The organism is Terriglobia bacterium (assembly GCA_020073205.1).
Taxonomy (GTDB): domain Bacteria; phylum Acidobacteriota; class Polarisedimenticolia; order Polarisedimenticolales; family JAIQFR01; genus JAIQFR01.
Window position 1 is genome coordinate 1 of the sequence record JAIQFR010000003.1, and the last position, 19,662, is coordinate 19,662.

Below are 19,662 nucleotides of genomic sequence, written 5' to 3' on the forward strand. Positions count from 1 at the left end.
CTGCGCGCACCCGCTGGCGACCAGCGACTGGCACTTGCCGGCGGCGTCGGACGCGGCGATGACGCGGTACGAGTAGGTGAGCCCGCCCAGCACCGTCGTGTCGGTGAAGCTCGACGCGGTCCCGGCCGCGGCGGCCAGGGGCCGGTAGAGCCCTTCGCTGCCGCACGCGCCGTCCGCGCGCTCGATCGCGTAGGCGCCCGGCGCCGGAGCGATGCCGCTCCACGTCACGGTGATCTGGTTGTCGCCGGGGACCGTCGCGGTCCCGATCGTCGGCGCGGCGGACGGACGGGCGGTGCAGGCCGTCGTCGGGCACTGGCCGTCGGCGCTCCCCGCGGGGAAGGCAGCCGAGGCGACTCGGGTGGACCAGCTGCCCGCGGAGGTGAAGTACTGGTTGACGTACCAGAACGTGCAGTCGTCGAACGGATCGACGCTCATGCTGGTGTAGTCGCCCCAGCGGCTGTTGGTGTTGTTGGCCGTGCCGGTCGCGACGGTGGTCTCGGGCGCGGTCATCAGGCCCGCCGGATCGCTCTTGGCCCGGCCCGTGTAGCGGATGGTGTGGTTGTCGCTGCCGGCGGTCTTGCCGGTCGCGCTGTACCCCACCAGGATGTTCTCCGCGGTATCCATGGCGATGGACGACATCCAGCGGCTCCGGCCGTTCGCCACGTCCGCGACCGTCCCCTGCTGGTGGAGGCAGGGGTAGGTCGGGCAGGTGGTATCCGGTGTCCCGGAGAGGCGGAAGTCGTACCAGCGGACGCCGGAGACCAGCCCGCTGACGGACGGATCTACCGAGTGGCTGACGACTAGCGATTCGTGATCGACGAAATTCCGGTAGGCCGCGCGGAACATCAGCCGGTCGGCGAGCGAGGAGACCGTCTGGGTCGTGGAGGGTTGCGGGATGCAGGCGCCGCCCCCACCGCAGGCGCCGGTCGCCGCGGCGACGGGAACCGTCGCCTGCTGCGTCTTGACGGTGTTGGTGGGCGTCGCGAAGTCCACCTTCATCCTGTAGATGAACATCCCCTCGGTGTGGAGCGAGACGAAGATCCCCGGCGCGCCGGTGGGGGGCGGGGCGAACCCGTCGAGGTCCGCGGGCATGTGCCCTCCCTCGGACGCGTCCTCGATCACCTGCCAGGTGGCCGCCGGGTCGCCGGCGATCATCTTGGGCCGATCCATCGCGGCGAAGATCGCGGCGACGTACGACCCCGAGGACGACGTGAACGCGTGGGCCATCATGTAGTAGGCGTCCGACCAGGAGCCGAAGTGCGGATAATCGCCGAACACGCCGCCGGGAACCGCGAAGGCCCAGCGGTAGTAGCTCCCGGTCGCGTTGCTCGTCGTCGAGAGCGCGACGCACTGGTAGTAGAACCCGGAGCTGGCGGTCGAGGTGAACTGCGAGATGAGCCAGCGGCCGGCGGTCTTGTCGTACAGCACGATGGGGTCGCCGCTGTTCTGCGTCTGGCAGGCGCCGCCGAACCCGGACCAGAGCGTGCTGATGCTCGTGGGTCCGAGCACCGAGGTGGCGACGCTGGTGGACCGGTTGAGCGACCACACCTGATACCGGATGTTGACGGTCTCCACGAACTGGTTGTTCCCCACCGAGCCGTTGCTGTCGGACGGCGTGGCGCCGCTGGTGCCCACGCCGAGGAAGTTGAAGCCCGTGGTCGGCGCGGCGAAAGGGGAGACGCCCGTCTGAAACTCGCTCTCCGGCTGGACCGCGGCCTGGACCACCGGATCGGGGACGCCCGAGCGGATCTGGCGCCAGCTCGGGAGCTGCGGGTTGAGCCGCGGCTCGGCCTCGATCTGGGGCTCGACCGACGCCTGGGCGGCCATCTCGGCGAGCGGCGGCGAGACGTCGAAGTGCGATGCCGAGACCGCGTAGACCGTGTCCCCGAGCGCGTTCTTGTACGCCCTGATCTTGTCCTTCATGTCGTAGGAGGCGGCTCCGGCCGACTCCGACGCCGGGGGGGTGCCGGACGGCAACGCCGGTGCCCCGTTGTCGGCCCCCTCCTTCCGGGCGTGGGCCTTCGCGGTGGCTTTTCGCTCCTTCGCGGTGGCGGGGCCGCCGGCGAAGACGGGAATCCCGAGGGCCAACAGCAGTCCGGCGACAATCGCTCCAGGGAACAGGATCTTGGGCTGGCGCATACTGATCTTCTCCAACCGTGACGGTCACGGCTGCCACATTGCATACGCCCAACGGTCCCGCATTACAAGAGATGTCTGCGGGGAACGGCTGAGGCGCCAGGTTCCGCCCGATCGGGGCGTCGGCCTCTCACCAGAGCTTGGGCAGGGGCCTCCCCACCTCCAGGAGGGTCTTCAGGCTGGACAGGACCTTGGGCCAGCCCTTCGTGATCCCCTCGAGCATCTCGGAGCCTGGCTCGAGGCGGTCGTGGGTCACGGTCAGGCGCACCAGATCGCCGACCGGCTCGATCTCGAACGTGACCCTCGAGTGCTTCTCCGCGCGCGCCTCGTCCGCCGGGTCCGCCCAGGTGAGGACGAGGCGCCGGGGCGGAGTGACCTCGACGACCTTGCCCACCAGGCGCAGAGCCCGATCGCCGTCGGAGGTCCGGTGCTCCCACTTGGAGCCGGGCTTCCAATCGGACAGGTTGTCGTGCTGCCAGTACTTCGCGGTCATCTTGGGGTCGATGATCGCGTTCCAGAGCTTCTCAGGGGTCGTCGATACGTACGTCACGTAGACGAATTCGGGCTTGTCCATGCGAGTCTCCCTCCGCCTCCCTCCCGAGGCCACGCGATGTCTCGAGGTGGCGCCGGTCGCTCTTCGCGAGCCGCGCCCCACGAATACCCGTGGCATTATATGCAAGTGATTGCTTGCATGTCAAACCGCGGCAGGCGGTCGCGGAAGACGGAACGCCTCTCGGCGGAAATGCGATATGCTCTTTCGATCGGAACCGGCCGGGGGGCGGTCGGAGCCGGGGAGTCACGCAGCATGGAGCGAGCGGAAGCCCCCCTTCGCAGGAAGTTCGGCGAGACCTCCCGGCGGGACCGGTGGTGGGTCCAGCCGCTTGCGGTCGCCCTCGGCCTCTCCACCTTCATCGTCTACGCGACCTGGGCCGCGTTCCAGGGAAATCACTACACCTTCGGCCCGTACCTCTCCCCGTTCTACTCTCCCGAGATCTTCGGGGACTCGCCCCACGCGTGGTTCGGCCCGAAACCGGGGTGGTGGCCCGTCTGGCTCCCATTCTCGCCCGCGCTCCTGATCCTGTGGGCGCCCGGCGGGTTCCGCCTGACCTGCTACTACTACCGCGGCGCGTACTACAAGGCGTTCTGGTCGGACCCGCCGGCTTGCGCCGTCGGGGAGCCGCGGAAGCTCTACCGCGGCGAGGCGTCGTTTCCGCTCGTCGCGCAGAACGTCCACCGGTTCTTCCTGAGGCTCGCCGAGCCGATCCTCCTGATCCTCGCCTGGGACGTCCTGAGGGCGATGTCGTTCGCCGACCCCGCCACGGGCCGGGTGCGGTTCGGAATCGGCATCGGCACGCTCGTCCTCGCGGCGAACGTCGCGCTCCTCGCCATGTACACCCTGGGCTGCCACTCCCTCCGGCATCTGATCGGCGGGCGAAAGGACGAGCTGACGAAGTCGTCGTCGCTCCGCGGCGCCGCGTACGGCTGCGTCACCTGTCTGAACCGGCGGCACATGGTCTACGCCTGGTGCAGCCTCTTCTCCGTGGGGTTCTCGGACCTCTACGTTCGGCTGTGCTCGATGGGGATCTGGCACGATGTGAGGATCCTGTGAGCGGAGAGATCCGGCGCGTCGCGCACGACGTGCTGGTCGTCGGGGCCGGCGGCGCCGGCCTTCGGGCCGCGATCGAAGCGTCGGCGGCGGGAGTCTCGGTCGGGGTCCTGTCCAAGTCGCTCCTGGGGAAGGCCCACACGGTGATGGCGGAGGGGGGCATCGCCGCGGCGCTGGCGAACGTCGACGACCGCGACTCCTGGCGGGTCCACTTCGCCGACACCCTTCGGGGCGGAGCGTACCTCAACCATCCACGGATGGCCGAGATCCACGCGAAGGAAGCCCCAGCCAGGGTCCGCGAGCTCGAGGGGTGGGGTGCGCTCTTCGACCGCACCCCCGACGGGAGGATCCTCCAGCGGAACTTCGGCGGTCACCGATACCCGCGCCTCGCCCACGTCGGCGACCGGACGGGGCTCGAGATGATCAGGACCCTCCAGGACCACGGCGTCCATGCCGGGATCGAGTTCTACATGGAGCACACAGTCACGCGGATCCTGAAGCGCGGGAACCGCGTGGCCGGGCTGTTCGCCTACGATCGTGAGCGCGGGCGGTTCGCGGTCTTCGAGGCGAAAGCGGTCGTGCTGGCGACCGGCGGGATCGGGCGCGCGTACGCGATCACGAGCAACAGCTGGGAGTACACCGGGGACGGCCAAGCGCTGGCGCTCGAGGCCGGCGCCGACCTCGTGGACATGGAGTTCGTCCAGTTCCACCCGACCGGGATGGTCTGGCCCCTCTCGGTGCGCGGGATCCTCGTCACCGAGGGGGTTCGCGGCGAGGGCGGCGTCCTCCGCAACCGGGAGGGGCGGAGGTTCATGTTCGACCGGATCCCCGAGGCGTACGCGACGCAGACCGCCACCGACGACGAGGAGGGCTGGCGCTACTGCCAGGGGGACAAGAACGCGAAACGCCCCCCCGAGCTCCTCACGCGGGATCACGTCGCGCGCTGCATCGTCCGGGAGATCCGCGAGGGGCGCGGAGGGCCGCACGGCGGGGTGATGCTCGACATCGCCTGGATCACGGCGCGCGTCCGGGACGGCGAGGCGCACATCCGGCGGAAGCTTCCGAGCATGTACCATCAGTTCAAGGAGCTCGCCGGGATCGACATCACGAAGGAGCCGATGGAGGTCGGTCCGACCACCCACTACATCATGGGCGGCGTCAGGGTCGATCCCGACACGGAGATGTCCTCCGTGCCGGGCCTCTTCGCCGCCGGGGAGTGCGCGGCGGGGCTTCACGGCGCCAACCGCCTCGGGGGGAACTCCCTCTCGGACCTCCTCGTGTTCGGCAAGAGGGCGGGAGAGCACGCCGCGCGATACGCCCGCGGGACGGCCCCCGCCGGCGCCGACCCGGCCGACGTGGCCGACGCGGAGCGGGAGGCGCTCCGGCCGTTCGGCGGCTCGCCCTCGAGCGGCGAGGGGCCGTACGCGATCCAGCACGAGCTACAGGAGACGATGCAGGATCTCGTCGGGATCGTCCGCAACGGCGAGGAGATGCGCCGCGCGCTCCAGGTCGTGGCTGCGCTCGGCGCGCGCGCCCTAGCGGTCCGGGTGTCCGGGAATCGCGAGTACAATCCGGGCTGGCACACGGCCCTCGACCTCCGGCACCTCCTCACCGTCTCCGAGGCCATCGCCCGTTCCGCCCTCGAGCGCCGCGAGAGCCGCGGCGCCCAGTTCCGCGAGGACTTCCCCGAGAAGGACCCCGGACTCGGAAAGGTCAGCATCGTCGTGCGCAGGGACCCCGCCGGCGGCATGAGCGTGGCTCGGGAGCCGCTCCCGGCGCCGACCCCGGAGCAGCGGGCGATCATCGAGGAGATGAAGTGAGCGCGGAGAGGACTTTCAGGATCTGGCGCGGCGGCCCCCGCGACGGCGGGCTCGTGGACTACGCCACCGCGGTGCAGGAGGGGATGGTCGTCCTCGACGCCGTGCACCGCATCCAGGCGGAGTCGGCGGCCGACCTCGCGGTCCGCTGGAACTGCAAGGCGGGCAAGTGCGGCTCGTGCTCGGCGGAGGTCAACGGCAGGCCCCGCCTCATGTGCATGACGCGCCTCTCGGACCTGCCCGCGGACGAGCCGGTCCTGGTCGAGCCGATGCGCGCCTTCCCGCTGATCCGCGACCTCGTCACGGACGTGACCTCGAGCTACCGCGCGAAGCGCGCCGTCCGCCCGTTCAAGCCGCGCCCCCCCGACGCCGAGGACGGGACGTGGAGGATGGCGCAGCCCGACGTCGACCGCGTGCAGGAGTTCCGGAAGTGCATCGAGTGCTTCCTCTGCCAGGACGTCTGCCACGTCCTGCGCGAGCACGGGCGCCACGAGACGTTCGTGGGACCGAGGGTTCTCGTCCACGCCGCGTCGCTCGAGATGCACCCCCTCGACGTCGAGGACCGCGTTCCGGACCTGCGAGCGAATCACGGGATCGGCCTCTGTAACATCACGAAGTGCTGCACGAAGGTCTGTCCCGAGGGGATCACGATCACCGACAACGCGATCATCCCGCTGAAGGAGCGGGTCGTCGATCGCTACTACGACCCCCTCCGGTCGCTCCTGCGGCTGGTCGGGATCGACTAGGCGAAGGGGCGGGCGCGTACGGTGGGTCAGGAAGGGGGCTTCGGGAGGTTCCTGAGGTACTCGACGACGGCGTCGATCTGCCGGTCGGAGAGCGTACGACCCCACGGCGGCATCAGGGACGACAGTCCCACGCCGGCGCCTCCGCGTCGAATCGCGTCTTCAAGGTCGGCCCCGGTCTTCTTGCGCTGGAAGGCGGCGTCCGCGAGACTCGTCGGCCGTGGGTTGAGGTTGAAGGCGTTGAACCCGTCGCCCGCTCCGGTCTCGCCGTGGCACGTCATGCAGTAGCGCTGGTAAACGTCCTTCCCGAGCCTCAGCTCGTAGGAGAGGCTTGGCGACGGCGGCTGCGTCGGAGCCGTGCCGGCGACCGGTGCGGCGCCCGCCGCCGTTCCGACCCCCTCCGACGTGGCTTCCTTCGTCTTCGCGGGGGAGGTCGCCGCCGGATGCGACGCGCTCTTCCCGCACGCAAAGCCCGCGGCGGTCGCCAGCAGTAGCGACGCGAACCTCTTCGCGGGGCTCAACGCGCGCCTCCCTTCGCGACGGGAGAGGCGGGAGCGGGCGGGGCGACGAGGGTCCCGAGATAGGAGGTGAGGCGAAGCGCATCCGTGTCGCTGAGGCCGTAGTCCGGGCAGCGGACGTCGGCGCGCCAGCGCTGCGGGCCCTTCAGCCAGACGTAGAGCCATCCAGGCTTCAGCCGCTTCGCCGTGTCGGTCAGCGGCGGGCCGTAGTATCCCCCCGACGAGCCGGTGATGTGGCAGGCCCTGCAGCCCAGGGTCACGTAGAGGCGTTCCCCCTCGGCCGGGTCCGCGTCCGAGACCGGCCGATCGCGAAAGGGGTCGTCGGGGATCCCGGGGTCGACGTAGAAGGCGTCGACGGCGTTGGCGAGCGCCAACGCGTCTTCTCGCGGGATGCGCAGGTTCGGCATGCGCTCCTCGAGGATCGGACGGATCGAGTACGGGAGCATGAGGTAGTCGAGGAGCCACTCCTTTTTCACCTTGCTCCCCTCGCGCGTGAGGGGGGCGGTGGAGAGGTCGCCGCCGAGCGCGCCGATCTGATGGCACGAGAGGCACCGATATCGATCGATCAGACGTCCGACCTCGCCTCCCGGGACCATGGCGATTGGAGCGTGCGCCGCGGGCCGGTAGCCCTCGGCGACCGGCTCCGCCCGGAACGAAAGCAGGGCGGTGACGACGGCGCGCGTGTCGTCGGCGTTGAAATCGAACGACGGCATCTTGAGGTTCGGCGCGAACGATCGCGGAGACTCGATCTTGGCGGCGAGCCAGTCGGGGAGATCCCGCGACACGTCGTGGCGGAGGCCGAAATCGAGAGAGGAGGCCCTCTTGTCTCCGATGGCCGTCAGCTCGGGTCCGACCTCCTCCGACTCGGCCGCGCCTCCGCCGGCGTGACACGCGAAGCAGCCGTACCTCCTGAAGAGCTTCTCCCCCGCCTCGGCGCGGGTCCGGTTCACGGGGAGCGGCTCGAGCAGGTTGGGCGGTGCGTTGAAGTCCTTGAGCTCTTCTTCCATGTAAGCGACGAGATCCCGCGACTCGACCTCGCTGAAGTGATACTGAGGCATTCTCGTGCGCGGATAGAACGCGCGGGGGTCGCGGACGAACGCGAGGAGCCAGCCGCGCGCGGCCCACGATGCGACCTTGGAGAGCTCGGGGGCGGAGCCGTTGCCCTTGCCTTCCACCGTGTGGCACGAGATGCAACGGGACTCCGAGAAGATCTTCTTCCCGTTCGCGGCCTCCCCCGCGGGCTCCCTTGAGGCGGTCACGACCCGGTCGGTGAGATCGCGGGGGACCGCCTGGCCGAAGAGGTAGTGCGAGAGATCGTTGATCTCCTCGTCGGCCAGGTGGAAATCGGGCATCGGCGTGTTGGGATCGACGTCCCTCGGGCCCTTGAGCCACTGCCGCAGCCACTCGCCGCCGGTCTTCAGCGGGAGCGTGGTCAACGAAGGAGCGTCGGAGCGGAATCCCTCGCGCCCCTGGACGCGATGGCAGGCGAAGCACCCGGCCCGGGCCATGACGGCGCGGCCCCTCTCTAGCACCGGCGCCTCCGGGGGAGACGCGGTCGTGTGACACCATCCGCAGCCCGACTCGAGATACGGGGTGGGGGTCATCGGCGGGCCGGAGTCGGGAGCGGTGCCGTGGGCGTCGTCCGCGACCGTGGCCGGCCCCTGGCCGCCGTGACAGGACGTGCAACCCAGCCGCTTGAGGTCCCGAGGGGTGTGGTAGGTGGCGGGGTGGCGGCGGAACGGCTCAGGGACGTCGGTCATGAGGGGGTCGGTGGTTCCCACGTGGCATGTCGTGCAGCGGTCGACCCGGTCGCCGAGGTCGCGAAGCCAGAGCTGCTCGATCCGTACCGGCCGCTCCCGATATTCCCGCGCCGCCTTCACCGTCTTCGCGCGCTCGATGCCCATCTGTCGGTAGCGTTGCTGGAACGAGCGGTAAGGGCGCAGCGCGTTCTTGACCGGAGAGATCGCCAGAACGACCAGAAACAGGACGCTGCTCGCGGCGAACAGGCGTTTCAGCGGCACGCGACCTCCTCCAAAAGACTCACATTCCCGGGGTCCCGGCCCAGGGCCAAACGAAAGACCAGCCGGGCCCGCGAAAGAACGTCCCGATGATCGTCAGCGTCGAGGCGATCGTCACGAACCAGATCATGATCCACTCGGGCAGGGAGATCCGATGAAGCGCGCCCCCTCCCTTCGAGCCGGACGCCACGCCCCGGGCGAGGAACATGAGGAGGCCGACGAGGAGCGTCGGCACCACGACGGGCCAACAACCGAAGGCTCCGAACAATAGGGAGAGCGCGGTCACGGTGGCCGCGATCCCCCACGCCGTTCTCCGTCCTCCGGAAGCCCAGAGTGGACCGGCGACGAGGTTGATCCTCGCGTACGGGATGACCGCGAGGGCGAGCACCGCGAGCGCCGGGAGGAGGAACCCGGCGACGACCGGGGGGAAGTAGTGGAGGAGCTCCTGGAGCCCCAGGAAGTACCAGGGCGCCTTCGCGGGATTGGGGGTCTCCACCGGGTCCGCCATGCTCTCGAGGGGCGCGTTGAACAGGAGCGCCGCGATGGCGAGAAAGGAGACCACGAGCTGGAAGAGGATCACCTCCCGCACGATCAGGTGCGGGAACGACATGACGTACCGCTCGTCCGTCCGGCGGACCTCGGGGCGCGAGTCGGGGCGGACCAGCGCGATCCGGCGGGGGACGCCGAGAGGATCCGCCGATTCGACGATCGCGATCCGCGAGGGCGGGCTCATGTCACCTCCTCGAAGGGCTCCTGGCGGTCGTCGGAAGGGCCCTGGACGCCGCCGTCCTTCCTCACCCGCCAGATGTGGACGGCGAGGAGGAGGACGAGGACGACGGGGAGAACCACGCAGTGGAGCACGTAGAAACGGAGCAGCGCGTTCTCGGAGACGACGTTCCCGCCCAGCAGATAGAAGCGGAACGTCTCGCCGAGCATCGGCACCTCGCGGACCATGTTGGTGCCCACCGACACCCCCCAGTACGCGAGCTGGTCCCACGGTAGAAGGTACCCGGTGTACGACAAGCCGAGGGTCGCGAGGAGGAGGGCGACTCCCACGACCCAGTTGAACTGTCTCGGGGGGCGGTAGGCGCGATGGAAGAACACACGAAGCATGTGGAGGAACGCGGCGAGCACCATCAGGTGCGCGGACCACCGGTGGAGGTTCCGCAGGAAGAGCCCGTCGTCCACGACGTACTGGAGCTCTTTCATGTCCCTGAAGGCCTGCGGAACCGACGGGTGGTAGTAGAACATCAACAGGATCCCGGTGACGATCAGCACCAGCGCGGAAATCGTCGTGACCCCGCCCAGCCAGAACGTGTGGGTGAAGCGCAGCGTCCTCTCGCGGACCTTGACGGGATGGACATGCAGAAAGAGGTTCTCGAACACCAAGAGAGAGCGGTTGCGGTTGGTGTCCGCGACGCCGTGGCGGACGATGGACCGGTAGACCGCGGTCTCCCGCAGCCGGCGGCCGACCGCACCGAGGTCCGTCATACCTTGAGCATCCTTCCGCGGGGGACCACGACGCTCGTGTCGACCACGAGATTGCCCGCGGCATCGGCCTGGACTTCCAGCCAGGGAAGAGGCCGGGGGGCCGGACCGTGGAGGACCTCGCCGTCGAGGCCGAACCGGCTTCCGTGGCAGGGGCACGCGATGACCCCCTCGTCGGAATGGAAGCGGGCGATGCAGCCGAGGTGGGTGCACACCGCGGAGAGCGCGTAAACGCCGCCGGATCCGCCGATCACCAGGGCCTTCTTCTCCTTGAAGAACCGGACGGTTCCCTCGGCGTAATCGAGGACGCTCCCGGCTTCGAACGACGTCGGCGGCTCGAAGAGGACCTTGGGTCTCAGGAAATCGAAGGTGACGGCCCCGGCCCCCACCGTGGAGACCACGACGGCGCCGACGCCGATCTGGTAGAGGAAGTCGCGGCGAGTCGCCGTCGGCGGGCGGCTCCGCGGGCCCGCGTCGTTCTTGTCTTCACGCAACGGAGCGCTCCTTCGTACGGTAGGACTGCATCGTGATGGTCCCCGTCGGGCATCTCCTCGCGCAGAGGCCACAGCGGATGCAGGTCTCCTCGTCCTTGATCATGACGGCGCCGAGCAGCGGGCCGCCGAGGCCCGGCTCCACCTCCTCGGCTCCCCGTGGGACCGAGACGACGTGGGCGGATGGGACGATCTCGATGCAGTCCTCCGGGCAGACGTCCTGGCAGCCGCCGCAGAGGATGCACTCGGTGCCGCTCGCCGGGTCCTGCTCGAAGATCGTGTTCGTCCAGCAGTGGAGGCAGCGCGTGCCCTCGAGGCTCGCCGCGCCCGGGCTCAGGCACTCTTCGACCTCGGTGATCCCCACTCGCCTCTCGATCGCTCTCGTGGGAGGCGCTTGCCGCGGCACCCCCTCGTAGTCGAGCCCGCGCTCGTACCGCGGGTGGACCACGATCTCCACCGCGATCTCCGGCTCCCGCCGAGGATGACCCCGCAGGAGCTCGTCGATGGACCGCGCCGCGAGCTTGCCGTCCGCGACCGCGTCGATGGCGATGCGCGGCCCGAACGCCGCGTCTCCGCCGGCGTACACGCCGCGAGCGGTGGTGGCAAGCGTCCCGGGATCCACCAGGATGCGCCCCCCGCGGGTCTCGACACCGTCGTCCGGCCTGAGGAACGACAGGTCCGACGTCTGGCCGATGGCGGTGATCACGCTGTCGGTGGCGATCACGCTCTCCGAGCCTTCGACGAAGGTGGGAGCGAACCTCCCGGCCTCGTCGAACACGCGGGAGACGTCGAGGAACTCGACACCGGTCACCGTGCCGTCGCTGCCGATGAATCGCTTCGGTCCGACGCGATACCGGAAGCGGATCCCTTCCCGGACCGCCTCCTCCACCTCCTCCGGCACCGCGGGCATCTCGCTCTCGGATTCGAGACAGCACACGACGACGTCGCGCGCGCCGAACCGCACGGCGCTGCGGGCCACGTCCAGGGCCTGCACGATGGAGAGGTTGCGCTGGAGGTTCTCCTGCTCCCCGCCGCGGGCCGCGGTCCGGGCGACGTCCACCGCCACGTTCCCGCCCCCGATGACGACGATGCGGCGGCCCATCTCGACCTTGTAGCCGAGATTGACGTTGAGCAGGTAGTCGACGCCGCGGAGGATGCCGTCGAGATCCGCCCCGGGGACCGTGAGATCCCGGCTCCTCATGGCGCCGACCCCGAGGAAGATCGCCGAGAACCCCAGGTCGCGGAGATCCGAGAGACCGAGGTCCCGGCCCAGCCGCACGCCGGTCCGCAGCTCGACGCCGAGCGAGAGGATGGCGTGAACCTCGAGCTGGATGAGCGCCCGCGGGAGCCGGTACTCCGGCACTCCCAGCCGCAGCATGCCGCCGGCGACGGGTGCGGCCTCGAAGATCGTGACGGGATACCCCATCAGCGCCAGATCGTGCGCGCACGCGAGACCGGAAGGCCCCGACCCCACGACGGCCACCCGCTCCGTGTGACGGTCCGAGCGCCTGCCGTAGATCTCGCTGAGGACGGAGAAGTCCATCATGGCCTCGACGCCGAATCTCTCCGTGACGAAGCGCTTCATGGCGCGGATCGAGATCGGGGCGTCGAGCTCCCCCCGCCGGCAGACCTTCTCGCAGGGGGCCGCACAGATCCTGCCGCAGATGGAGGCGAGGGGATTCGGCCGCCGCGCGACGGCGTAGGCTTCACGGTACCTCCCCTGCGCGATCAGGGTGACGTACTTGCCGGCCTCCGTGTGGACCGGGCACGCCCACTTGCAGGGGAAGTTCCGCTCGAGCCAGCCGAGGTTCGCGTCGGTCACCGTAGGCTACTTTCCGAGGGCGAAATCCGCCGACGTGGCCCCCTTCACGGCGAGCGGTTTCTCCACCCCCTTGAGCTTCGGATGCCACACCTTGACCGTGTACGAGCCGTCCGGAACTCCCGCGATCGAGTACGAGCCATCGGGCTTCGCCACGGCGAAATACGGGGTGGGCACCGCGACGACGAAGGCCTCCATCTCGGGGTGCACCTTGCACAGGAGGGTCGCGACGCACTCGTTCTTGAAGGTGTAGGACTTGAACTCTCCCTTCGGCCACGTTCCCAGGTTGAACTTCTGGCAACAGATGTCCGGGGAGAAGACGTTGTGCAGGACCGCGTCGGAGTTCAGGAAGTCCACGGTGGTGCCGACGAGCACCGGAAGCACGCGCGGGACGAAGGTGAGGTTGATCTGGTTGATCTTGGCGTGCTCGGCCGGGGGATCGAACGTCTTCCCCGGGGCCCCGGCGACGTAGACCACCGCGTCGGCGCAATTGCGCACTCCCTTGCACTCGACCTTGCCGTGAAGGTCGCCGGCGACCGCCGCCGTCGCGGTCAGGATCACTAGAGCCGTCAGGAACGTCTTCATGCGGGACTCCTTCCCGGGAATGCCGGTCGTCAGTAGGCGAACCGGAGGACGGTGGCCAGGGTGTAGTTCAGCGAGTCGTTCAGGTCCCGGTGGTACTCGAGCATCGCCTTCACGTTCGCGCGCGCGAGGAAGCTGAAGTTGGCGTTCAGGGAGCGCTGCGTCTTCACGGACGAGTCGGCGGGAGTGAGGCTCTCGTACCGCAGGGAGGCCTGGAAGGGAGGCTTGATCACGTAGTCGGCCTGGGCGAACCACGCGTTCCATCCCCGGGTCGACGTGTCGATCGATGCGCCGCTCTCGGGATCGAACAGCTCGAGCCGATCGCTCCCGTGGAGCGCCACGCCGAAGAGGTTCAGATCCCGCCAGTACCACGAGACGAACACGCCCTCGCGCTCGTAACGGAGGTCCTGCTCGTTCAATCCCAGGCCTTCGTCGTCGGTCACCGGGAAATCGATGCCCTTGCCGTTGCCGAGGTACCCGAGGACGCCGACCCGCACGGAATCCTCGCGCCAGTTCTCCGGCGGCAGCTGGCGGCCGGTCGTGTCACCGTCGAGGCCCATGCCGCCGAACTTGTAATCGAGCCGAGCGTAGTAGTCCTTGGAGCTGTTCCCGTCGTGGGTGCCGTTCGGCCCGGGCCCGATCCCGTTGGCCATCCCGACCGTGTAGAAGAGCCGGTGCGCGGCCACGCCGTACATCTCGATCGCCTTGACTCCCGCCGGGAGGCTGATTCCCAGCGGGCCGTCGGACAGGCCGGTGCCCCCCCGGAGCCCGATCGGGTCGTAGCCGAACAGGGCGTCAACGCCGTTGTCGGTCATCAGCCACATCTCCTGGAACCCGTCGGCGAGATCCGGCGCGAACTTCCCGACCTTGAAGTTCAAGAGGTGTCCCGGCGAGTTCCAGGTGATTTGCGCGTGCTCGATCTCCACGTCGCTCGAACCGTCGGGGTTCTCCGCGTAGGTGAGTTCGCCGAGGAACCCGAACGTCGGGCCGAGCGTGCCGGCGGAGAAGAGATTCACCTCCTGCGGGAACTGGAAGTCGTTGTGCACGATCTGACGGCCGGTATCGTCGTGGCTCGACGAGAAGACGTTCGCCATCTTGACGTTGATCGCGACGGGGACGTTGCCGGGGAGGTCCCCCGGATAGACCGCGTCCGGCCAGACGCGGGCGTAGGCCTCCGCACCGAGCGGGACCGGCGCCTGCTTGACCTGCTCCTCGGTCTCCGCGGGCATCCGGTAGCCGTTGAGCCGGAACGCCTCGCCGAAAGGACTGAGCTTCGGGAAGATGGCGTGACAAGTCTGGCAAGACGTCTTGTACTTTCGGGCGAACACCGGCACCGCTCGAGCCGGCAGGACGCTCACGATCAGCAGCGTCACGAACGTGGCGGACAGGATCGCGGCGGAGAGCTTCGTGACTCGCATTCGACGTCCCCTCCTGGTAAGCCGTCGCGCCGCGGAAGAGCGGCACCGGTCCACGATGGACCCGCGCGGGCGCGGTGGGCATCCCGCATTCGCACCAAAAGACGTGACGCGTTCTCACCACCCGGCCCCACGTGGGAGGTCGTGGTGCGGCGCTCCGCTCAGAGCAAGCGCTTCTGGAAGGCGAACGCGACGGCCTCGGTCTTGGAGTGCACCTCGAGCTTGTCCAGGATGTTCTGGATGTGGTTCCTGGCGGTCAGGTTCGAGATGCCGAGGCGGGTCGCGATGTGAGGGGTGGCGTGGCCGGCGGCGAGCATCCCGAGGACCTCGACCTCCCGTCCCGTGAGCTTGCGCGCCCTCGCGTCGGAGGAGGCGCTCGCGGCGGCCCGCAGCGCCATGGGGGGGGAAGGTTCGGTCCTCGTCGTTTCGGGTCGAGGCTCGGTACCGGCCGTGGGGTGGAGGATGTGCAGGATCAGGAACCGCTCGGGCGGCGGTAGCGCCAGAGTGAGTACCGTGATGCCGACCTCGACCTGGTGCTTGTCCTTGGCTTCGAGAGTCAAGACGAAGTCGTGGACCGCCCCGCCGCGACACGCAATCTGGACCACCGGGCAGTCCTTCCAGCAGTATCGGTTTCCGCTGAGATCGCACCCCTGCAGCGCGGTGTCGCACGAGCGCGACAGCATGTCCGATTCGGTGTAGCCGAGAACCCGCTCGGCGCTCCGGTTCCAGAAGACGATCTGGTTCCGCCGGTCCGTGGCGAACACGGCGTCGGGCGACAGGGAGAGTGCCGCGAGCAGCGCCCTCGCCTCCTCGACGACGGGTGGGTTGGCGATCATCGACCCCATCGTTGGCCGGGTCGGCCATGACTGGCCGTCCCGAGGCAGCAAATTCCAACTTAACGGGCAACTTTCCGTCACATTATGGGCGCTTCCCTCCGTGCGGACAACCTGACGGCGGCGTCCCCCTGCGCGTCCCGCCGCACCTCAAGCTTGCCGCTGGCGTCGGTGCTCCGGACCGACAAGCCATGAGCGAAGACCCCGGTCTTCTCGTTCGGGATCCCAGGACCCTTCTTCACGGACACGCGTTGTTGGTGACGTGGCTCACGATCCCGGGACAGGCCGCGGACGCGCCGGCGTACACGATCTCGCTCCCCGATATCGTGCGGCCGTAGCTTCCGTCCGCGCTCCCGCCGTCGGTCGCGGCGACGAGGAACCAGGAGCCGTCCGGGATCGCGAGCGTGGCCGAGCCGGTCGGCGGAAGTCCGCAGGCGCCGCCGTTGAACGCGGTGAAATTCCCGATCGTCCCACGATAGACGTCGACCGCTGCCGCCGGACACTGCGACGCGTCCCAGGTCAAGACGACGCTCGCGCCGCTTCTCGAGGCCCTCAGGGGCTGGCCCGGCACGATGGCGCCGTCAGGGATCGGCGGAGGCCCGGCGGCGGCGCTGGCACAGGCGCCGGGGACCATGGCCCCCGCGACCGCGACGTCGTCCACCTGCCAGCTTCCGCCGGGGTACAGGTAGTCCCCCGAGAGATGGAACCGGACCTTAACCTCGCCTCCCGCCCAGTTCGCGAGGGAGGCGGTGTACGCCGTGTACGTGGCCTGGGGCCCCGTGAAGTAGTTCCCCGGGTTCTGCGTCGTCGCGCAGTCGTTGAACGGGAAATCGACCGTCGCGGGGTAGTTCGGCGCGAGCGGCACTCGCGTCCAGTTGACGAACGACGGTCCGGCTGCGATCTCGACCTGCCCGAGGGAGCCCTCGCGGCCGAAGATCTCCCCGGAGGGGTCGTACTCGAGATCGTGTTTCGTCCAGAACTGGAGTGCGGGGCCCTGTCCGGGATCGGCGAGCACGAGGACGGGGGTGGCGAGGTCGGCGCAAATCCCCGCGGAGCTGGATGCGTTGTACGTCTTGGGCCCCGCGTGGCCCCCGGCCGGGGAGGCGGACCAGGGTGGCGTCGCGTCCATCTTGGCGGATCCCGTGTCGCCGGCGTCGTCGGACCAGGTTCCCAGCGTCGGGGGACCGTCGGGGGACGCCGCCAACGCCGTCGTGTTCATCTCCTCGTTTCCCCCCCGGCACGGACCGCCGTGGCCGCTCGACGCGTCCTCGGCCCGGACGACGTACCAGCGAATCGAGCCGTCGACGAGGTCGACCGAGTCGGTGAACGACGACCCGACGAGGCAGCGTGCGATGCGGCTTTGGGGTCCCGGCGCGAAGGTGCTCGCCCCCCCGCGATACACGTTGTAGCGAACGTCACCGGGGCAGTAAGCGGTCGCAGGGTCCCAGCTCAGGACGACGGTGCAGCTCGGAAGGCCCGCGCTCTCCGCGGCCTTGATCCCCCGAAACGAGGGCGGGAGGGTGCAGTCGCCGGCGGGCACGACCGACGCACACGGCGACCGCCCCGACTCGCAGGTCCCCGAGGGGTCCGACGCGGCGGTGACGACGTAGGTGTAGGTCACGCCGCCGTCGACCGTCGTGTCGAGGAACGACGGGTCGGTCACCGCGCTCGCGACCGGCGTGTACGGTCCGCCCGGGCAGGGGCCGAAGCTGCGATAGACGTTGTAGGCCGCCGCCCCGGCGACGGCGCCCCAGGAGACGAGCACCTGGCGGTCCGCGGGGGTCGAGAGCGACGGCGCTCCGGGCGCCGTGGGAGCCGGGCAATCGGCGAGAGCGCCCCGAACGACCAGCGCGAACGGCTGCGGCGCCCAGGGGACCGCGACACCGCGGACGCGGACCACCCATCGTCCTGCCGCGGGGGCGTCGAACACCAGCCGCTCGACGACGTTGCGCGCGTCGTGGGGTGCCGCGGGGTTGGTGGTGGGGACCGGGAGCCCGCTCGTCGGGTCGAGGGTCTGGAACCAGACGTTCCCGGCGGGGTCGACGACCTCGAGCTCGATCTCGTTCACCCTCGCGACCGCGGCGCCGATCGCCGCGGGATAGTCCGTCCAGACGAGCGTCGCGCGGAACGGAGAGCCCGCGGAAACGTCGTACGCGTGGGTGACCACGCTCCCCGTCGTGATCCCCTCCCGGCGGTCGTCGACGCGGAGCCTGAACGTGCCTCCCGCGAAGGCGAGCGTCCGGTCGAGCTGCGCGCGGCCGTACCCGGCGGTGAAATCCGGGTTGGGCGCCGAGGTGCCGAGGGCGACGGCGCCGTCGACCAAGATCGCCTTCAAGAGGGCCGCGCTCGGGGCGAAGCCCAGCGCGGGATTGCGCGCGCCGCCCGGATAGAATCCCGCCGTGAAGTACTCCCGCACGAGCGCCGCGAGCCCCGCGACGGTCGGAGCCGACATCGACGTGCCGTCGAGGGAGCAGCTCGCGCAGTTGTTCGAGAAGAGGCTCGCGTCGGACGCGGCGGAGACCGTGGACTCGCCCTGCGCCGCGATCGTCGGCGCCAGCCGGCCGTCCTCCACCGGGCCCGGGCTCGTGAAATCCGACGGGGTCGAGGCGGAGGTCCCGTGGCCGACGGCCCCCACCGAGATCGGATTCTTGGCGTTCGCGGGCGTGCCGACCGAGATCGGCGGAGGGCAGTAGAGCCCGGCGTTGCCGGCAGCAGCGACGAGCAGCAGGTCGGGGTGGCTCCACATGGCGAGGTCGGCGTCGCGCGCGTACGAGTCGTACGGCATCGTGCATCCCGGGATGCACTCCCCGAGGAGGTCGAAGCACGCCGCGCCCCAGGAGTCGGAGTGGACGCGGGCGCCGGTCTGGTACGCGACGTCGGCCAGGTTCCACAGCGTGCCGCCGAGGTTGTTGAGGTACTCGAAGCCGTCCCCCATCTCCTCGACGACGAGCTTGGCGCCGGGCGCGAGGCCATCCCCGCCGTTGCGTCCGGCCGTGGTGTACGCGGCGCAGTCGGCATACGGCGCCGCGTCGCCGGCGAGCGTTCCGGACGTGTGCGTGCCGTGCCCGGACGTGCCGGTGATGGTCGCGGGACACGTGTCCTCCTCCCCGGTAGGCCCGCCCGACCAGTTGTAGTAGAGGATGTCCTTGCGGCGGCCCGGCGCGGGCGCCGCGGCCGGGCAGGGCGCGCCGCCGCAGGCAACGACGGGGGGTGGGCCGTTGACCGTGTCGCGGAAGTAGCACGAGTCGTAGTCCTGGGCGATGTCGGCGATCGCCAGGATCTGGCCGCAGCCGAAGAGGCCGTGGTCGAAGATCGGCGTCTGCTGCGGCGACGGGCCGACGAACGACTGGTGAACCCAGACCGCGTCCTGGTTGAAGGGGCGGACCGGCTTCGCGATCTCGACGGCCTCCACCTCCGGAAGCGACGCGAGCGCCGAAAGGACCGCCGCGAGTTGGCCGGAGGGAACCGTGGCGGTCACGCGCCACGCGCCGTCCTTCCCCGACGGGGCGGCGATCGCGCCGAGACCGGCCAGGACGCCGACCGCCCGCCGCTCCGGCTCGCCCGCGGCGAGGACGGCTCGAACGGGCGTCGGGCCCGGCGGCGAGCCGGCGCGCGAGGCGAGGCTCGGCTCGATCTTGAGGTGCCGCGGAAGCTCGCCGAGCCAGGCCACGAACGGCAGGCGGCGGATCGACAGCTCCGCGCCCGGAGACACCCGGACCCGGTATCCGTTTCGCGGGAGGACGTCGAGCAGCTCCGCGCCCGCGGATTCGATCTGCCGCCGTTCGCTCGCGTCGAGGGGGGCGCGGGTGATGGCGACGAGGTACCGGCGGTCGCTCGCGCTCAGCGCGACGGTCGCCGGCGCGAACCAAGTGGGAGAGGACGCCTTGCTGTCGAAGGGGCGGAACGTTCCACTCGCGAGGTCGATCTCGAGGGGGGCTCCGGCGGACGTGGGGCCGGTGTCCGGTAGCGCGACGACGGCGGAAGCGGCAAGAAAGGGCCCGAGAAGGACGTACCGGAGCTTCATGCTGTGCACGGCGGCTCCTCCTCGCGCGGGGCGCGCGATGCTCGCGTTCCAATATAGGGCCCCGCCACCCGGCATCGGAACGGTCCTTTCATACTCCGGGAGCGTCGGCCGCGGTTTTGACCTGAGTCAGGACCCGGCGTCGCTCCGCGAATGGACTGCGGCCTTGCATCCT

The 19,662-nt window shown here is 69.7% G+C and carries 15 protein-coding genes; 3 read left to right on the top strand and 12 right to left on the bottom strand.

The features are described from left to right. Both LAO51_01080 and LAO51_01085 read right to left on the bottom strand, forming a co-directional pair. Positions 1 to 2,139 (bottom strand): hypothetical protein (locus LAO51_01080; GenBank protein MBZ5637329.1); only part of this gene is annotated, 2,139 nt, incomplete at its 3' end. Positions 2,140 to 2,266: 127 nt separating this feature from the next. Further along, the gene (locus tag LAO51_01085; protein MBZ5637330.1) at positions 2,267 to 2,710 is read right to left on the bottom strand and encodes an SRPBCC family protein; all 444 of its coding nucleotides are present in this window, start codon (positions 2,708 to 2,710) and stop codon (positions 2,267 to 2,269) included. A gap of 231 nt (positions 2,711 to 2,941) precedes the next feature. Between LAO51_01085 and LAO51_01090 the strand changes: the two genes are divergently transcribed. Genes LAO51_01090 through LAO51_01100 form a run of 3 tightly spaced genes read left to right on the top strand, consistent with a single transcriptional unit; the run spans position 2,942 to position 6,305 of the window. Then, on the top strand, positions 2,942 to 3,745 hold the full coding sequence (locus LAO51_01090) for a succinate dehydrogenase (GenBank protein MBZ5637331.1): 804 nt from the start codon (positions 2,942 to 2,944) through the stop codon (positions 3,743 to 3,745). Continuing rightward, the gene (locus LAO51_01095) at positions 3,742 to 5,562 is read left to right on the top strand and encodes a fumarate reductase/succinate dehydrogenase flavoprotein subunit (GenBank protein ID MBZ5637332.1); all 1,821 of its coding nucleotides are present in this window, start codon (positions 3,742 to 3,744) and stop codon (positions 5,560 to 5,562) included. Before LAO51_01090 ends, LAO51_01095 begins: the two co-directional genes overlap by 4 nt. Continuing rightward, positions 5,559 to 6,305 carry a succinate dehydrogenase/fumarate reductase iron-sulfur subunit gene (locus tag LAO51_01100; protein MBZ5637333.1) on the top strand — a complete coding sequence of 249 codons (747 nt, stop codon included), beginning with the start codon at positions 5,559 to 5,561 and terminating at the stop codon, positions 6,303 to 6,305. Before LAO51_01095 ends, LAO51_01100 begins: the two co-directional genes overlap by 4 nt. Before the next feature lie 26 nt (positions 6,306 to 6,331). On the opposite strand, the gene LAO51_01105 is transcribed toward LAO51_01100, so the two are convergent. From LAO51_01105 to LAO51_01150, 10 genes are all read right to left on the bottom strand, one after another. Beyond that, on the bottom strand, positions 6,332 to 6,823 hold the full coding sequence (locus LAO51_01105; GenBank protein ID MBZ5637334.1) for a cytochrome c: 492 nt from the start codon (positions 6,821 to 6,823) through the stop codon (positions 6,332 to 6,334). Continuing rightward, entirely contained in the window at positions 6,820 to 8,841 is a 2,022-nt protein-coding gene (locus tag LAO51_01110) for a c-type cytochrome (protein MBZ5637335.1), read from the bottom strand. Before LAO51_01110 ends, LAO51_01105 begins: the two co-directional genes overlap by 4 nt. Before the next feature lie 19 nt (positions 8,842 to 8,860). Next, entirely contained in the window at positions 8,861 to 9,571 is a 711-nt protein-coding gene (locus tag LAO51_01115) for a hypothetical protein (GenBank protein MBZ5637336.1), read from the bottom strand. After that, complete coding sequence (locus tag LAO51_01120; GenBank protein MBZ5637337.1) at positions 9,568 to 10,329, bottom strand: cytochrome b N-terminal domain-containing protein; 762 nt, start codon at positions 10,327 to 10,329, stop codon at positions 9,568 to 9,570. The genes LAO51_01115 and LAO51_01120 overlap by 4 nt, the downstream gene beginning before the upstream one ends. Next, positions 10,326 to 10,820 (bottom strand): Rieske 2Fe-2S domain-containing protein, encoded by a 495-nt coding sequence (locus LAO51_01125; protein MBZ5637338.1) that lies wholly within the window; start codon positions 10,818 to 10,820, stop codon positions 10,326 to 10,328. The genes LAO51_01120 and LAO51_01125 overlap by 4 nt, the downstream gene beginning before the upstream one ends. Next, the gene (locus LAO51_01130) at positions 10,813 to 12,639 is read right to left on the bottom strand and encodes an FAD-dependent oxidoreductase (protein MBZ5637339.1); all 1,827 of its coding nucleotides are present in this window, start codon (positions 12,637 to 12,639) and stop codon (positions 10,813 to 10,815) included. Before LAO51_01130 ends, LAO51_01125 begins: the two co-directional genes overlap by 8 nt. Before the next feature lie 6 nt (positions 12,640 to 12,645). After that, positions 12,646 to 13,221 (bottom strand): hypothetical protein, encoded by a 576-nt coding sequence (locus LAO51_01135; protein ID MBZ5637340.1) that lies wholly within the window; start codon positions 13,219 to 13,221, stop codon positions 12,646 to 12,648. Positions 13,222 to 13,250: 29 nt separating this feature from the next. After that, positions 13,251 to 14,636, bottom strand: a complete 1,386-nt coding sequence (locus LAO51_01140; protein MBZ5637341.1) for a hypothetical protein — start codon at positions 14,634 to 14,636, stop codon at positions 13,251 to 13,253. A 158-nt stretch (positions 14,637 to 14,794) separates the two neighbouring features. Next, positions 14,795 to 15,469, bottom strand: coding sequence for a LuxR C-terminal-related transcriptional regulator (locus tag LAO51_01145; protein ID MBZ5637342.1), 675 nt, complete (start codon positions 15,467 to 15,469; stop codon positions 14,795 to 14,797). Between the two features lie 235 nt (positions 15,470 to 15,704). Further along, the gene (locus LAO51_01150; GenBank protein ID MBZ5637343.1) at positions 15,705 to 19,499 is read right to left on the bottom strand and encodes a S8 family serine peptidase; all 3,795 of its coding nucleotides are present in this window, start codon (positions 19,497 to 19,499) and stop codon (positions 15,705 to 15,707) included. Between the last annotated feature and the right edge of the window lie 163 nt (positions 19,500 to 19,662).

Bases quoted from the DNA above. Each gene is read 5' to 3' on its own strand.
- LAO51_01085 (MBZ5637330.1), bottom strand. From the start codon at position 2,710: ATGGACAAGCCCGAATTCGTCTACGTGACGTACGTATCGACGACCCCT.
- LAO51_01145 (MBZ5637342.1), bottom strand. From the start codon at position 15,469: ATGATCGCCAACCCACCCGTCGTCGAGGAGGCGAGGGCGCTGCTCGCG.
- LAO51_01120 (MBZ5637337.1), bottom strand. From the start codon at position 10,329: ATGACGGACCTCGGTGCGGTCGGCCGCCGGCTGCGGGAGACCGCGGTC.
- LAO51_01140 (MBZ5637341.1), bottom strand. From the start codon at position 14,636: ATGCGAGTCACGAAGCTCTCCGCCGCGATCCTGTCCGCCACGTTCGTG.
- LAO51_01135 (MBZ5637340.1), bottom strand. From the start codon at position 13,221: ATGAAGACGTTCCTGACGGCTCTAGTGATCCTGACCGCGACGGCGGCG.
- LAO51_01115 (MBZ5637336.1), bottom strand. From the start codon at position 9,571: ATGAGCCCGCCCTCGCGGATCGCGATCGTCGAATCGGCGGATCCTCTC.
- LAO51_01090 (MBZ5637331.1), top strand. From the start codon at position 2,942: ATGGAGCGAGCGGAAGCCCCCCTTCGCAGGAAGTTCGGCGAGACCTCC.